A 14,298-nucleotide genomic window follows, 5' to 3' on the forward strand; every position below is an offset into this window, starting at 1 on the left:
ACTTGCAGATTTAAAAATCTACTTTTTACTTTTCATAATTCCGAATTCATAATTCTGAATTATTGAGCCGATAGAGGGACTCGAACCCACGACCTGCTGATTACAAATCAGCTGCTCTAGCCAGCTGAGCTACATCGGCTTTTTGACCTCTTTTTAAGACTGTTTTTCAGCCATAAAAAAGTCCGCTATTTCTAACGGACTGCAAATGTAGAGAAATTATTTTTTCTACAAAACTTTTTCTAAAAAATAATACTATAAATATGCTTTTTGTTTTTGCTTTCTTTTTTTTAGCTGTCGCTCCATCGCCTTAACAACTTCATCTGTAGCCTCTTCAAAGGTTTTTGCTTCTTTTTTCACCATAACCTCATCGCCAGGCAAACTTAGCAATACTTCTACGATTTTATTTTCCTTCTCACTTGTTTTCTGAACTTTTAAAAATACATCTGCAAATACTATTTTATCGTAATACTGCTCTAGCTTAGACAACTTTTTTTCTACAAATACTAAAAGTTCCTCTTTCGCTGCAAAATTGGGAGTTTGTACGTTTACTTTCATATTATATAATTTTTTAAGTTTATACGTTACGTATTTTTATGCCATAAGTCTGTCTCAATTTTTTAGTTTCGTGGATGGGAGCTTTTATAAACTTCTTTCAATTTTGCTATACTGTTTTGTGTGTAAACCTGGGTAGAAGCTAAACTGGAATGACCCAACAACTCCTTTACCGCATTTATATCTGCTCCTTCATTTAAAAGATGGGTAGCAAAAGAATGCCGCAAAATATGCGGACTCTTCTTTACCTTTTCTGAAGTTTTACTAAAGTATGAATTTATAATACGATAAACAAGATTTTCGTAGATTTTAACCCCTTTTTGGGTAAGAAATAGGTATTCCGAATCGTTGCTGTTTTCCAGTTGGTTTCGATGGGGCACATACGCCTCTATGGTTTGTATTACTATGGGCAAAAGTGGCATAATGCGCTCGTTGTTCCGTTTGCCCAATACTTTTACTGTTTTTTGTGAAAGTGATACGTCGCTTAACTTTATATTAATTAATTCTGCCCTTCGAATTCCTGTAGAATAAAAAAGCTCTACAATTAACCGGTCGCGCAATCCTATAAAATCACTTTGCAATGCTAGGAATTCCAGCACGCTACTAATTTCGGTTTCTGAAAATGGCACTTGAATTTTTTTTGAAATTTTAAGCGATTTGTGCTTTGCCAACGGATTAACCTCTATCTGCCCTATTTTCAACAGAAACTTATAATAGGTATTAAGCGAGGATATTTTTCGGTTTACCGTACGATTTGAAATACCCGAATCTACAAGCATTACAATCCAACTACGTACAATTGCATAATTTACCGTATCAATATTGGCATACTGATATTCGTCCGAAGCAAATTTCCCAAAATCGCGCAAATCTTTTAAATAAGCAGTTATGGTGTTTGGCGAATACTTTTTTTCGAGTTGGAGATAATCTGTAAAAGCTTGAAAAGACATTTTGCTAGTTTCGTTAACAATTCCATTTTAGTTACGAGATCCTAAAAATAACGCAATAACTTAACAACCCAATGGCTTTCACCCATAAAAAAAATCCGATGGAAATTAGTTCCAACGGATTTTTAGATTCTCTCTTCAAAAAAGAAATACTAGATTTCTTCCTGATCTCTTAAGTTCTGAATATATTGTGCTTTCTGCATTTGCGCTCTCTTCTTAACTGAAGGCTTTGTGAAAGCTTGTCGCGCACGCAATTGGCGCATTGTTCCTGTACGATCAAATTTACGCTTAAAACGCTTTAGCGCTCTGTCGATATTTTCTCCGTCTTTAACTGGTATAATTAACATAGTGTCATCACCTCCTCTCTTTAGGTCGGCAAAAGTAATATTTAATATTGAATTACAAACACAGAATTTAAAAAAAATCACTCTTTATACAATGAAGCACGTTTGCTCAAATCCTGAATAAGCTTCTGCTCTTCTTTACTCTCCAACAATACGTTGTAATTTTCCCAGAAAAGAGCATTGTAGGGTTTGCTGGAAAAAACATCTGCATCCCAGTTGTTTTGAAGCAATTCTTGGCTTACCAATTCTGGGTCACGGATTATATCGGTAAATAAAATTTCTTGAACAGTATAGTAGTATTGTTCGCCCTTATCAAAGCCTGGTTCGGCTTCAGTTTTTATTCTATCGGAAGATCGGTCGCCCGTATTTACAAGTTTTGGCGTTTCGTAATACACATAATTGGGGTACATTTTTCCGTCATAGTCCTTATACGTTATAACAAGTTTATGGATTGTTTGCGTATCAAAAAGACTTTTGCTCCTTCTTTTTTGAACATCGGATGCAGCAATTAGTTCGTATTCCACTTTTTTAATGGCGTAATTGTCGTAATAAATATAAATCCACCCTTTGGGTTCAAAACCTTCATTATAAATATTAGGCGTGCTTAAGCCTACAAAATCTGCACCTTTTTCAATTTTAATTTTATAGAGTTTTCTACCGTTATCTACTAAAATTGTATCTAATTTAAACTGGTGCATTTCCAAAGTATTTGTACCGAACAAAGCCCCCGAAACATCCGAATTTCTAACTATATTAAGCCTCCCTTTAAATAGATTGCCCAAACCATTTACTCGGCTGTCGTTCCATTTTATGGCTTCAATTAAAGCTGAAGTTTTTACGGTATTTTTATTAATATTTCCGGCCTTAGACCCGATGCTCTTTAAATAGGCCGAATACGTAAACAGACTGTCTATATCTCGTAGATCGTAGCTTTTGCGGGTTTCGTCTACATTTATTTTTAAATAATTTTTTGCCCCGGCTGCATAGCTGGAATCGTATAAAGTTATAGCGCTTTCAATAAGCCATTTGTATTCCTTTTTATTGCGTTCTTTATGACGAAGAAATCCTTTTTGCAGATACGCAACTTCAGGCAAATTGCCCGGAAGTTTTTCAATGGCCTTTTGCACAATACCATTGCCGGTAGTAGGGCGCGGATCTGCAACTATTACAACTTCATCTAAGGAAGCAACATCTTCTTCCAAATAAATATCGGAGCCGTTTTCAAATTCAGTGATTACTACATTAAAACTTTTGTACCCGATGGACGAAATAACCAAGGTATCCTGCAAGTTTTGTTGTGGCACTTTTAAAACGAAATTTCCATCGGCATTAGTTATGGAACCTACGGTGGTATTTTTAATGTACACACTGGCGCTTTCAATGGGTTGAAAGGTTAAAAAATCGGCTACTTTTCCTTTTAGCTCACTTTGAGCAAAAGTTGCTGCGGTAATTAAAAAAAATAGTAGTGTGAGAAAATGACTTTTCCTGATATTCTTCATTCTTAAAGTTTAGGTTATAATTTTAAGTTGCAGGCTTATACTCTTTCCCTTCAATAACCATTTTTGAAATAATTTCCTTAAGTATTTCAGAAGTTCCGCCACCTATTGGCCCTAGCCTACTGTCGCGCAGTAAACGCGCCAACGGATATTCTTCCATATATCCATAACCGCCTAAAAACTGCAGACATTCGGTCATTACCTCATCGGCAACTTTAGTAGAAATTAGCTTGCTCATTGTAGCTTCCTTTACTACATATTCGCCATCGTTTAAACGTTTAGCCGTAACATAATTAAAGGTTTTGCTCACTTCAATTTCACTGGCAAGTTGTGCCACTCTATGACGCAAGGCCTGAAATTTAGAAATGCTTTTTCCAAACGCAGTTCGCTCTTTCATATATTGAATGGTGTACTCCAATGCAAACTCACTACGAGCGTGGGCGTTTATACCCATAATCAACCTTTCTAAAGCAAAATGCTGCATAATGTAAGGAAAGCCAGCGTTCTCCTCACCCATTAAATTTGTAAGCGGTATTGTAACATTATCAAAGGCTATTTCGGCAGTATCGCTGGCTCTCCATCCTAGCTTGTCCAGTTTAGTTGCCGAAACCCCTTTAGTGTCTCTATCTACCACAAAAATACTAATGCCTTTATTGCCCAATTCGGGTGCGGTTTTTGCCGCCACAATTAAATAATCGCTGTAAACGCCATTGGTAATAAAGGTTTTTGAACCATTTAAAATATAGCTATCGCCTTGTTTTACGGCGGTGGTTCGCATACCCGAAACATCACTTCCACCAAAGGGTTCGGTAATGCAAAGGCATCCTATTTTTTCACCTGTAATACTGGGGGCTAAATATTTTTCTTTTTGTTCGTGGTTCGCTTCTTTTTTAAGGTGCGTCATCGCTAAATATGCGTGCGCCCACATTGCAGCTGCAAATCCGCCACTATTTATTTTTTGAAGTTCTTCCAGAAATATTACAGTGTAAAAAAGATCGAGATCCATGCCACCGTAGGCTTCGGGCTGATAGATTCCGAAGTAGCCCATTTCACCAAATTTCTCCCAAATAAAGCGCTCAATATGCCCGGTTTTTTCCCACTTTTCAATGTGCGGCACAACTTCCTTTTGAAGAAAATCTTGAAAACTCTTTCTGAAAAATTCGTGCTCCTCTGTAAAATACATGCTATTCATACTGGTCTAAATCTATTATTTATAAGCCTTTCGGCGAATTAGAAAATTTATTCAACGGACAAATATAACTGAATTAGGCGTAACTTTCTTTCAGTCATTCCTTCAATTTTATCCAGTTCTTGAATACTGTTTATTTTTTCGCGAAGACGTCGGTATTCCCAGATATTTTTAGCCATTTTAAACGATACTCCGGGTATAGTTGAAATGTCTGAGGCGGAGGCCGTATTTATATTTATTTTTGAAATCTTTTTAGGCGTTTTTACGGTGAATAGATTAAGCGTTCGTCGTACTACAGTAGGTTCTAAACCATAAACGCTGTTTAATTGGATATCGCTTGAAAATCCGCCAATCTTTTCGCGGTATGAAATAATTCGGCTGCTCAAGGCTTCCCCAATGCCACTTACTCGCTGTAATTGTTCTTCGGTAGCTTTGTTGAGATCAATTTTTTGGGCGAAAGGTTTTTCAGAAAAGCCCTTTTCCGAATTATAATCTTTAAAATCTGTTTTTGGTTTCGGATTGGTAACCCATTCGGGGAATTTGAAGAACGGACTCAATTCGTCCAACAAAGAATCTGAAACGCCGGTTACTTTTTTAAAATCTGCCGTAGAATTAATCCAATTTCCAGCATTTCGATATTGCAGCAATTTATCAATTTCCTGGTTAGACATTCCTAAGGCATAGCCTTTATAATCGGTTATAAAGTTTGGATTAAAAGGATATATCTTAGGTTTTCTATTTTCTATTGCAACCAATCTAAGCGAATCCAATTCGTTTTGTAGCAAAATGATTTCAGTTGAAGTTGTATCCAGAACGTCTTCTTCCGAAAAATCTACAAACCAAAATACACATAGCAAGGCAACGATAAATAGCAACAAAAGCAAAATCCCACTTCGTTGCTGTTTGCTAAACGTGAAGTGGGATTTTAATTCCATATATTTTACAATTTACATATGCTTCTGCAAATCTTCTAAACCGTCGTCAAGGGCATCGTGTTTAATTTTTATTGCCTTCATATAGCGGTTTAATTCTTTTCTAACTACTGGCGTTAATAGTACCACTCCAATAATGTTTGGCACCACCATTGCAAAAATCATGGCGTCAGAGAAGTTAATAACGGAGCCAAGACTAATTACCGACCCAACCCAGATAAAGATACAAAATAACAATTTATACACAAGTTCGGTAACCTTACCTCTTCCAAAGAGATATACCCAACCTTGCATACCGTAATACGACCATGAAATCATGGTTGAAAAAGCAAACAAAATAACCGCTACGGTAAGTACTACAGAAAAGTGCGGAATAACGCTATCAAAAGCAGTTGCTGTTAATTCTACCCCTTCTTTTACCTCAACGCCATATTGAAGAATATTATTATCAAAATTGGTTATTACAATTACCAAGGCAGTCATTGTACATATTACCACCGTATCTATAAAAGGTTCTAATAGAGCCACAATTCCTTCGGAAGCTGGATACTTAGTACGCACCGCCGAGTGGGCGATTGCAGCCGACCCTACTCCGGCTTCATTGGAAAATGCGCCACGGCGTATTCCCTGAATCATAACACCAACCAAACCTCCAGCAATACCCAAACCAGAAAATGCACCTTCAAAAATCAAGGCGAAGGCGTCGCCAATGTGGTGGTAATTTGCCACCAAAATTACCAAAGCTCCCAACACATATATTCCAGCCATAAACGGCACTATTTTTTCGGTTACTTTGGCAATACGCTTTATACCTCCAATAATAACTACGGCAACTATAATTGCCATTACAATACCAAACCATATTGCTGCACTGGTGTCCTGCAGATCAAAAAGTTGCACGAATTGTGCTGCGGCTTGGTTTGCCTGAAACATATTTCCGCCACCAAAAGAACCACCAATAACAAATATGGCAAAAAGAACAGCCAATACTTTACCTAGACCGCCCATTCCTTTTTGCGATAAACCTTTTTTAAGGTAGTACATCGGGCCTCCGTATACCGTGCCATCTGGTCCTACGTCGCGAAATTTTACCCCAAGGGTACATTCGGCAAACTTAGAAGCCATCCCTAATAAACCTGCCAAGACCATCCAAAAAGTAGCTCCGGGGCCACCAATAGATAATGCCACGGCAACTCCTGCAATATTTCCTAAGCCAACGGTAGCCGAGAGGGCTGCGGTTAAAGCCTGAAAGTGACTAACTTCACCATCGGCACTGTCGTCGCGAATAGTTTCAATAAGGTTTTCCTGTTCGTTCGGGGTAACGTCTCCATAGAGCGTGTCGGCCCCGTGTTTTTCAATGTCTTCGTATTTTCCACGCACTACCCTAACAGCCGTAGCAAAACCAGTGAAGTTTATAAGTTTAAAATAAATGGTGAAATATGTAGCTCCACCAACAAGTACTATTAAAACCCAGGGAATCTGAAAAGTATCAGAGAATGGAATTTCGTAAAAAATAAGATCTACAAACCATCCCGTATAATCTTTAAAGATTTCATCAACCTTTTGGGAAGTGGTTGTTTGCTGTGCGAATGTGAGTAATGGAATTAAAAAAACAATTAGCGAAAGAAGAAGTTTCCTCATAGTATATTTTTAGGATGAAACGCTTTTGTAGTAAAGCGAAGCAAGATGATTAAAAAATATTACAATTTCAAAAAAATACACATAAATTTGTTAACGTATTATTAATATTTATATAATTATTAACTCTCCAATCAGTTTAAAACTCTATTTCCAAGGATTTAATGATAAATATACTTTCTTTAAATCACACATTAAAAATCATTGTTGTCCGATAAAAGTAATGACTAACTCTGGAAAACCCCATATTATATGTAGTCCCTACGGGACTAGGAATTGACGGGGCTCTATTTTTTTACCCATATTTAATGCCTAACGGCATACTGCTCCAGCTGGGCAAAATATTGGTAATCAAGAGATCGCACCTAAACAAATGTCCCGTAGGGGAAAAACATGATTTTTAATCGGACAATACTGATTAAAAATCTATATTTTCTATCACGATCATTTCAGAAATATTATGCAGTCGGGAGATTATTTTCATGTGTAATTTTTAAAGGTCACACCAAAAAATTAACTCCATGAAATGGTTAAACACCGTATTCCCTTTTAAGACTTTCTATCTGATCGGGGCGCCCAATCAATATTAATTTGGAACTTTTCTTCAAGATTAACGAAGGTTCAGGATTAACTATGTATTCGCCCGTTGGAGAGCGATACCCAATAATGGAACAGCCCGTTTTTTTTCGCACATCCAAATCACGAATAGCCTGCTCTTTGCCGTGAGGGCACATTTTCTCAAAAGGAATCTGCTCTACATTAATACTATCCTGTTCACCGGCCACCGTTAAATTATCTAAAAACTCAACCAAATCTGGCACTACAACTAAAGAAGCCATATGGTCGCCACCTATCTTATCGGGCATAATTACATTATCTGCGCCCCCTAGTTTTAGTTTTTTATAACTTGTTTCTTCGCTAGCCCTACTAATTATTTGCAATTTCTTATTCATCTGCCGTGCAGAGAGCACAATAAACAAATTATCTGCATCGTTAGGTGTGGCACAAATTAAGGTAGAAGCCCTTTCTATTCCGGCCTTTAACAAGGTTTCATCTTCTATTGCATTTCCCAACACAAATAGCAAACCGTCTTCAGAAAATCGCGAAATAACCTCTTCGTCTTTTTCAATTATAACAAAAGGGCGATTGTAGGCCGATAGCTTTTGGGCTGCTTGCTTTCCGTTTCGGCCATAGCCGCAAACAATTATATGATTATGCATTGACTTCAATTTTTTCTGCACTTTTTTCTGTCTTAAAATTCCTATGTTCTTGCTTAAAATATATTCCGTTATTACTGAAATGGCATAACCAACTATAAAGATACTGGAAATGATAAGAAGCGAAACAAAAACTTTTTCACTCGGGCTCAGCGGCATTACTTCGCCATAACCTACCGTAGTTACCGTAATTACGGTCATGTAAAAAGCATCTATCCAACTGTAATCCGAAAAAAAGTGAAAGCCTACAACCCCCGTCATAAACACCACTATTAAAAGTAATATTGCAACGGTAATTTTAGAGCTGAAAAATTGTTTCATAAATCAAAAACAGAGGTTCGTTTGGTGTTTACCAAATCCTTTAACCTTAAAATAAAGGCTAGAGTAAGATAGATTGCAAAGCCGGCACCTAAGGTGGCAAAAGAAACATAAATAAAAAATAACCGAACGCTTTTAGCGCGCATTCCCAACCTTTCGGCTAAACGCGACGATACGTAAAAACCTCGTTTCTCGAAGAAATATCGAATGGAATAAATAGCCTGCAACATACTCGCAAAATACATCTTTTAACGAAATATGTAAAATCTTCACATAGAAAAAATTATGGGCCAAATTAGTTCTACGTTTTCAAATTGAGGCTCGAATTTAGAATAACATTCCCAACCGCACATTGCAAACAGTTATTTTTATCGCAATATTCACTTTTTAGTTGAAGCAACGCCTGGCTATGCCAAGCCTTTTTTGAAATGGTATTGATTGAATTGAATTTCTTTACAATTGAATTTTCTTCGGAAGGAATTTCGGAAGCCAACTGCAATATCTCTTCTGTAGCATCCTTGCCATTTTGTATGGCATAGCAAAATTTTAATGGAAGGACGGTATTTATAAGAAGAAGATCAATAAATTTCTTGGTAATTCGTTTTTTACGCCCCAACGAACCAATTCCAAAATTATAATGCGAATCCCAATATTCGCCACATGAAACATCAAATAGTTTATAAAATCCGTTTAAATCGTGTGTTTCCATCACGTGCGAAAATAAGTTTTGACGCTCGGAATATAGCATCGCCAATTGCGCTAACCGCACCGTCGGAAAATTTGGCGGCCGCAACCTAAAAAACTTGGGCGCTATTACATTCTCATTGTTCAGTTTAAATTTGCGTGCCAAATAAGTATAGCGTGATTTTAAAGTTTTATAATACCAATCTTCCGTCTCTCCTTCCAATAAACCCGCCTGCCCAATTAACAGTGCTTCCAAATCCTGCCGCTCTTGGCTGCATTTTTTTACTACGGAAAAATCAATTGATTTTGCAATACTGAAAAAGGAATCGCCGTTCACCTTCAATCCAAAATTTTTGCAGAGCATTCTGAAAAGCAGACTTTCCCAGTGGTTTTGAGTAGCTTTCAGTTCTTTGAGAAGTATTTTTTCTTTCTTCTGAAGCCTTTCAAAATAAAGGCGTTCCAGCCAATTTTGAAAAGTGAAAGTATCTACGGCGGCTAATTCATTTTCACAATTAATCCACTTTTTTCCTTTCGAAAATAATTTTTGATATTGCTCCACAGTAGATTTGGGAATATGGTTTTTTACAGGAAATGTGGGAATTATAGAGCCGTCTTTTCTATAAATTTCAGCGTCGTGCTCCCACACTACGTGAAGGATTACATTGTCATAAGCTGCATCGGTTTCGTGGCCATGTGCGTACCAATCTGAAGATTTTAAATGTATTTCTACATTGCCTGCCCAGAGCTGCCCGTTTAATTCAATTTGGGCATTAAAAAAATCAGGCCCCGAATTTAAATTGTGGCTCCCTGGATTTTTTATGTGGAGACTTTCATTATCAGAAGTGTAAAAACTACCCACTTCAAACTTCTGAAATTTCCACACGTAGTGCAGAAAATCTTCTTTCATCTGAAATATAAATTAACGGGGAGTTTTAAACTGAGCTATAAAGATAAGAAAAATTGATTGCCCTAAACTGCTACTTTTTATGAATTTTTTTCAGAATCAGCCTGTTTTTCAACCTTTTCCGAAATAGTATCTACAAAAAGAATACGGTTCCATTTGTAAAGTCTTCGGGATAGCAATACGTACCTAAAAATACCAATCGCCAGAAAAATTACACAAACTGCCAGAGCCACATACCCGATCCATTGTATGCTTTCAAAGTCTTTTAATTGTAAAATACCTATTCCGCCCAAAAGAAGATATAAGGAAGAGCGAATGTAGGAAAGCAAGGTACGCTCATTGGCAAGCTTTGTACGTTCCAGTGCCAATATTTCATTGGTATTTGCAGGCACCGGTTTGGTGCGCAAAAAGCGAAATAATTTTTTGGCTTCGTTTTTCATTACAATATAAAAATACTTCGAAATTCCATATTTACCAGCACATTTGAACATTTTCTCGCAAAGGCGGTACGATTTCCTCGCAAAGTCGCGAAGACGCAAAGAGAAAAACATTCAATAAGTAATATGAACTATGCGCACCATTTATCTAGTTAAAGTTGCAAAGGTTTACAAGTTGTTTACTATTCTTATTATTCCAGATTTAATCAACGGGCTGTTAAAATTAATAAGCAATCCTAATTTCAATCCCGTCAATTTCAAATAAGTCAATAATTGTTTCGGATGAACGGGATGTATCTCTTCTACGGATTTTATTTCAATAATCACTTTATTTTCTATTATCAAATCCGACCGAAATCCAAGATTCTATTTCAAGTCTTTCCAAACCACTGGCAAAGGTTTTTGCTTTTCAATTTTCAGCCCTTTAGACTTTAACTCATGAAACAAAACTTCTTCATAAACAGATTCCAATAACCCAGATCCTAAATCAATATGAATATGATAACAACAATCAACCACTATAGCGGCTATTTGGTTTTTCAGATAAATTCATATATTTTTTTTGCTTTGCGACTTGGCGGCTTTGCGTGCCATATTTCTCGCAAAATCACTATGTCGCAAAAGGTTTAGCAATCTATCAAAGCGCACTAATTATATCGTGCTTTGTAATTATGTTATAATTTCCATCTCCCATATCTACCAAAACCGCATTGTTTTCTTTGTGAATTAACTTCGAAATTTCTTCAACAGTTGTGCTTTTCTTTACAATAGGAAAAGGTTTGTGCATTACATCTTTTATAAACAGGTCGGCTACGTTTTTGTTTTCAAGATATTTCCGAAGCAAATCGGTTTCATCCAAAGCGCCTACAAACCCAGTGCTATCTTCCACAGGGATTTGACTGATTTTGAATTTCTTCATGCGTTCAATAGCGTGACTAACAAGTTCTTCGGTTTTTACGGTAATTAAAGGTTTATCTGCGTGCCCTTGAATTAAATCGGAAGCATTTTTCACCTCATCTTCCACAAAACCGCGCTCGCGCATCCACTCGTCATTGTACATTTTGCCCACATAACGGCTGCCGTGATCGTGGAAAAGCACAACGACAACATCATCTTTTTTGAATTTGTCTTTTAGTTGAAGTAAACCTTTAATAGCCGCTCCGGCAGAATTCCCCAAAAAGAAACCTTCCATTTTAGCAAGCTTTTGTGTATAGATTGCTGCATCTTTATCGGTTACTTTTACAAAACCATCGATAACACTGAAATCAACATTCTTTGGAAGGATATCCTCGCCAATCCCTTCGGTGATGTAGGGATAGATTTCGTTTTCGTCAAAAATTCCCGTTTCGTGGTATTTCTTGAAAACACTTCCGTAGGTATCGATTCCCCAGATTTTTACATTTGGATTTTTCTCTTTTAAATATTTCCCTACACCGCTAATTGTTCCCCCAGTACCAACACCTACCACAAAATGAGTTACCTTTCCATCGGTCTGCTTCCAGATTTCTGGGCCGGTGCTTTCGTAGTGTGCCTTTGTGTTGCTAAGATTGTCGTATTGGTTTACATACCAACTATTGGGCGTTTCCTCCGCCAAGCGTTTGGAAGTAGAATAATAACTGCGCGGATCTTCGGGGGCAACGTTTGTGGGGCAAACAATGACCTTACTTCCCACGGCTTTTAGAATATCAATCTTTTCCTTGCTCTGTTTGTCACTGATTACACAGACCATTTTATAGCCTTTTACGATTGCGGCCAGTGCGAGGCCCATTCCCGTGTTGCCGGAAGTTCCTTCAATGATTGTTCCGCCGGGTTTTAATCTTCCGTCTGCCTCGGCGTCTTCAATCATCTTTACCGCCATTCGATCCTTTACCGAGTTGCCGGGATTAAAAGTTTCGTATTTGGCGAGCACCAAAGCGGGAATGTCCCCAATTATTTTGTTGATTTTTACCATGGGCGTGTTGCCGATGGTTCCCAATATATTTTCTGCGTATTCCATAGTCTATTTTGAAGCGGCAAAGGTACAATTAATAGATGAAAACAAAATGCATTGCTTAACTAAGACCTAATAATATAGAAACGTTTAAATGATTTAAGTCAAATATTAAATAAGTAGAAGATGCAAAGAAGTATAATAATAGCTTTAGCATATATATGAAACTGATAATAAATTTTGAATGATTGAGTGCCATTCATTTTTATCACTCAAACCGAATGGCCTTCACAGGAGATATTTTTGAAATAATAAAAGAAGGGATTAAAAGCATTAAAAGTCCTCCCCTAAACCCTCCAAAGGAGGGGGATTAAAACCGGAATATATTTTGAAAATGGCTTTATTCAAACCGAATTGCCTTTACCGGAGAAATTTTCGAAATAATAAAGGAAGGTATCAAAAGCATCAAAAGACAAAGTAAAAACGTACCTGCGTTTAATAGTAGAATATAATCCCAGTTTAAATAAACTGGCGCTTCGTTTACGTAATACGTATCTGGGTTTAGTTTAAAAATCTTACCGTATTTCTGGATTAAAAGCAGCCCAATCCCTATAACATTTCCCCAAAAAAGACCGACGCCAATTAGGTACATTGCGTTGTAAAGAAATACTTTCCGCACGCTCCAATCGCTGCTTCCCAGCGCTTTCAGAATTCCTATCATTTGGGTTCGCTCCAAAATTAAAACCAGTAAAGCCGTAATCATATTGATACCCGCCACCAAAATCATAATGCCGATTATCATAATTATATTGAAGTCGAAAAGATCGAGCCATTCAAAGATGGAGGCGTATTTTTGGCGAATGGTTTGGGTATCGAGCGTACTTTCTGTTTCATTATAAACCTGATTCCCAATGGGGATTATTTCATCAAAATCGTTAACAAATACTTCAAAAGCGCCAATTTGGTCTTCGTCCCATTTGTTCAGCCGTTGAATGTGACGAATATCCGTAATTATAAATTGTTCATCAAACTGCTGAAAGCCGCTGTTGTAAATACCGACAATATCGAAACCGCGGCTTCGGGGCGTTTTGGAAATTTCATCGTTCAGAAAAAAAGTGGTCACTTTATCGCCTAATTTCAATTGGAGTCGGTTCGCCAAATATTCGGAAATTAAGATGTCTGAATTTAAATCGCCTTTAAAGTCGGGCAGTTTTCCTTCAGTTAAATAATCCTTGAAATACTCCCAATCGTAATCGCCGCCAACGCCTTTTACCACTACGCCCTCAAAGTCGGTTTCGGTTCGGATCACGCCACCTTTGGAAGCTGTTATTTGCACATGCTTAATGCCTTCAATATTTTTAAAACTTGGATAAAAGTCCTGATTTTTTGAAATTGGATTTTGTGAATCGTTGGAAAAATTGGTGTCGAAATTCGTGATAATGATATCGCCATTAAAGGCAGAAACCTTTTCGCGAATCTTTTTTTGAAGTCCCACGCCTGTGGCAATGGAAACGAGCATCATAATTATACCCAATGCAATTGCCGTAATTGCAATTTTTATTATCGGTGCCGAAATACTACTTTTATAGTCCTTGGAAGCAATGATGCGCCGAGCGATGAAAAATTCGAAATTCACTGAAGGTTTATGGCTTTTTATTTTTTCAAAAATACGGTTTTAATAACAGTCTTTTTACTTTTTTCCTGCGGAAG

General features: G+C 37.2%; 13 protein-coding genes, 1 tRNA gene and 1 pseudogene. All 15 read right to left on the reverse strand.

Annotated features, from left to right (window positions below; translation table 11 throughout):
* Positions 1–65: 65 nt before the first annotated feature.
* Positions 66–139, reverse strand: a tRNA-Thr gene (locus tag VZD24_RS12705).
* Positions 140–252: 113 nt separating this feature from the next.
* Complete coding sequence (gene hpf, locus VZD24_RS12710; RefSeq protein ID WP_279447268.1) at positions 253–555, reverse strand: ribosome hibernation-promoting factor, HPF/YfiA family; 303 nt, start codon at positions 553–555, stop codon at positions 253–255.
* 62 nt (positions 556–617) lie between these two features.
* Entirely contained in the window at positions 618–1,502 is an 885-nt protein-coding gene (locus VZD24_RS12715; RefSeq protein WP_342687828.1) for a tyrosine-type recombinase/integrase, read from the reverse strand.
* A gap of 149 nt (positions 1,503–1,651) precedes the next feature.
* Positions 1,652–1,846, reverse strand: a complete 195-nt coding sequence (rpsU, locus tag VZD24_RS12720) for a 30S ribosomal protein S21 (RefSeq protein ID WP_279450248.1) — start codon at positions 1,844–1,846, stop codon at positions 1,652–1,654.
* A gap of 77 nt (positions 1,847–1,923) precedes the next feature.
* Positions 1,924–3,342, reverse strand: coding sequence for a carboxypeptidase-like regulatory domain-containing protein (locus VZD24_RS12725; RefSeq protein ID WP_342687829.1), 1,419 nt, complete (start codon positions 3,340–3,342; stop codon positions 1,924–1,926).
* A 22-nt stretch (positions 3,343–3,364) separates the two neighbouring features.
* Positions 3,365–4,531, reverse strand: a complete 1,167-nt coding sequence (locus tag VZD24_RS12730; RefSeq protein WP_342687830.1) for an acyl-CoA dehydrogenase family protein — start codon at positions 4,529–4,531, stop codon at positions 3,365–3,367.
* 47 nt (positions 4,532–4,578) lie between these two features.
* Positions 4,579–5,463, reverse strand: coding sequence for a ComEA family DNA-binding protein (locus tag VZD24_RS12735; protein WP_342687831.1), 885 nt, complete (start codon positions 5,461–5,463; stop codon positions 4,579–4,581).
* A 12-nt stretch (positions 5,464–5,475) separates the two neighbouring features.
* Complete coding sequence (locus tag VZD24_RS12740) at positions 5,476–7,101, reverse strand: alanine/glycine:cation symporter family protein (protein WP_279447263.1); 1,626 nt, start codon at positions 7,099–7,101, stop codon at positions 5,476–5,478.
* Positions 7,102–7,628: 527 nt separating this feature from the next.
* Positions 7,629–8,636, reverse strand: coding sequence for a potassium channel family protein (locus VZD24_RS12745; protein WP_279447262.1), 1,008 nt, complete (start codon positions 8,634–8,636; stop codon positions 7,629–7,631).
* The gene (locus VZD24_RS12750; protein WP_279450247.1) at positions 8,633–8,863 is read right to left on the reverse strand and encodes a PspC domain-containing protein; all 231 of its coding nucleotides are present in this window, start codon (positions 8,861–8,863) and stop codon (positions 8,633–8,635) included. The genes VZD24_RS12745 and VZD24_RS12750 overlap by 4 nt, the downstream gene beginning before the upstream one ends.
* Before the next feature lie 71 nt (positions 8,864–8,934).
* On the reverse strand, positions 8,935–10,224 hold the full coding sequence (locus VZD24_RS12755) for a DUF2851 family protein (protein ID WP_342687832.1): 1,290 nt from the start codon (positions 10,222–10,224) through the stop codon (positions 8,935–8,937).
* Positions 10,225–10,301: 77 nt separating this feature from the next.
* A complete protein-coding gene (locus VZD24_RS12760; protein ID WP_279447260.1) occupies positions 10,302–10,661 on the reverse strand; it encodes a DUF202 domain-containing protein in 360 nt (119 codons plus the stop codon).
* Positions 10,662–10,826: 165 nt separating this feature from the next.
* Positions 10,827–11,207, reverse strand: a pseudogene (locus tag VZD24_RS12765) (GxxExxY protein).
* An 88-nt stretch (positions 11,208–11,295) separates the two neighbouring features.
* Entirely contained in the window at positions 11,296–12,654 is a 1,359-nt protein-coding gene (locus tag VZD24_RS12770; RefSeq protein ID WP_279447258.1) for a pyridoxal-phosphate dependent enzyme, read from the reverse strand.
* Between the two features lie 334 nt (positions 12,655–12,988).
* Positions 12,989–14,224 carry an ABC transporter permease gene (locus tag VZD24_RS12775; protein ID WP_342687833.1) on the reverse strand — a complete coding sequence of 412 codons (1,236 nt, stop codon included), beginning with the start codon at positions 14,222–14,224 and terminating at the stop codon, positions 12,989–12,991.
* Between the last annotated feature and the right edge of the window lie 74 nt (positions 14,225–14,298).

This window comes from Aequorivita flava (genome assembly GCF_038742595.1).
GTDB lineage: Bacteria > Bacteroidota > Bacteroidia > Flavobacteriales > Flavobacteriaceae > Aequorivita > Aequorivita marisscotiae.

Coding starts and splice junctions, on each gene's coding strand:
- VZD24_RS12745 (WP_279447262.1), bottom strand. CDS start 8,636: ATGAAACAATTTTTCAGCTCTAAAATTACCGTTGCAATATTACTTTTA.
- hpf (WP_279447268.1), bottom strand. CDS start 555: ATGAAAGTAAACGTACAAACTCCCAATTTTGCAGCGAAAGAGGAACTT.
- VZD24_RS12770 (WP_279447258.1), bottom strand. CDS start 12,654: ATGGAATACGCAGAAAATATATTGGGAACCATCGGCAACACGCCCATG.
- rpsU (WP_279450248.1), bottom strand. CDS start 1,846: ATGTTAATTATACCAGTTAAAGACGGAGAAAATATCGACAGAGCGCTA.
- VZD24_RS12715 (WP_342687828.1), bottom strand. CDS start 1,502: ATGTCTTTTCAAGCTTTTACAGATTATCTCCAACTCGAAAAAAAGTAT.
- VZD24_RS12750 (WP_279450247.1), bottom strand. CDS start 8,863: ATGTTGCAGGCTATTTATTCCATTCGATATTTCTTCGAGAAACGAGGT.
- VZD24_RS12725 (WP_342687829.1), bottom strand. CDS start 3,342: ATGAAGAATATCAGGAAAAGTCATTTTCTCACACTACTATTTTTTTTA.
- VZD24_RS12760 (WP_279447260.1), bottom strand. CDS start 10,661: ATGAAAAACGAAGCCAAAAAATTATTTCGCTTTTTGCGCACCAAACCG.
- VZD24_RS12730 (WP_342687830.1), bottom strand. CDS start 4,531: ATGAATAGCATGTATTTTACAGAGGAGCACGAATTTTTCAGAAAGAGT.
- VZD24_RS12755 (WP_342687832.1), bottom strand. CDS start 10,224: ATGAAAGAAGATTTTCTGCACTACGTGTGGAAATTTCAGAAGTTTGAA.
- VZD24_RS12740 (WP_279447263.1), bottom strand. CDS start 7,101: ATGAGGAAACTTCTTCTTTCGCTAATTGTTTTTTTAATTCCATTACTC.
- VZD24_RS12735 (WP_342687831.1), bottom strand. CDS start 5,463: ATGGAATTAAAATCCCACTTCACGTTTAGCAAACAGCAACGAAGTGGG.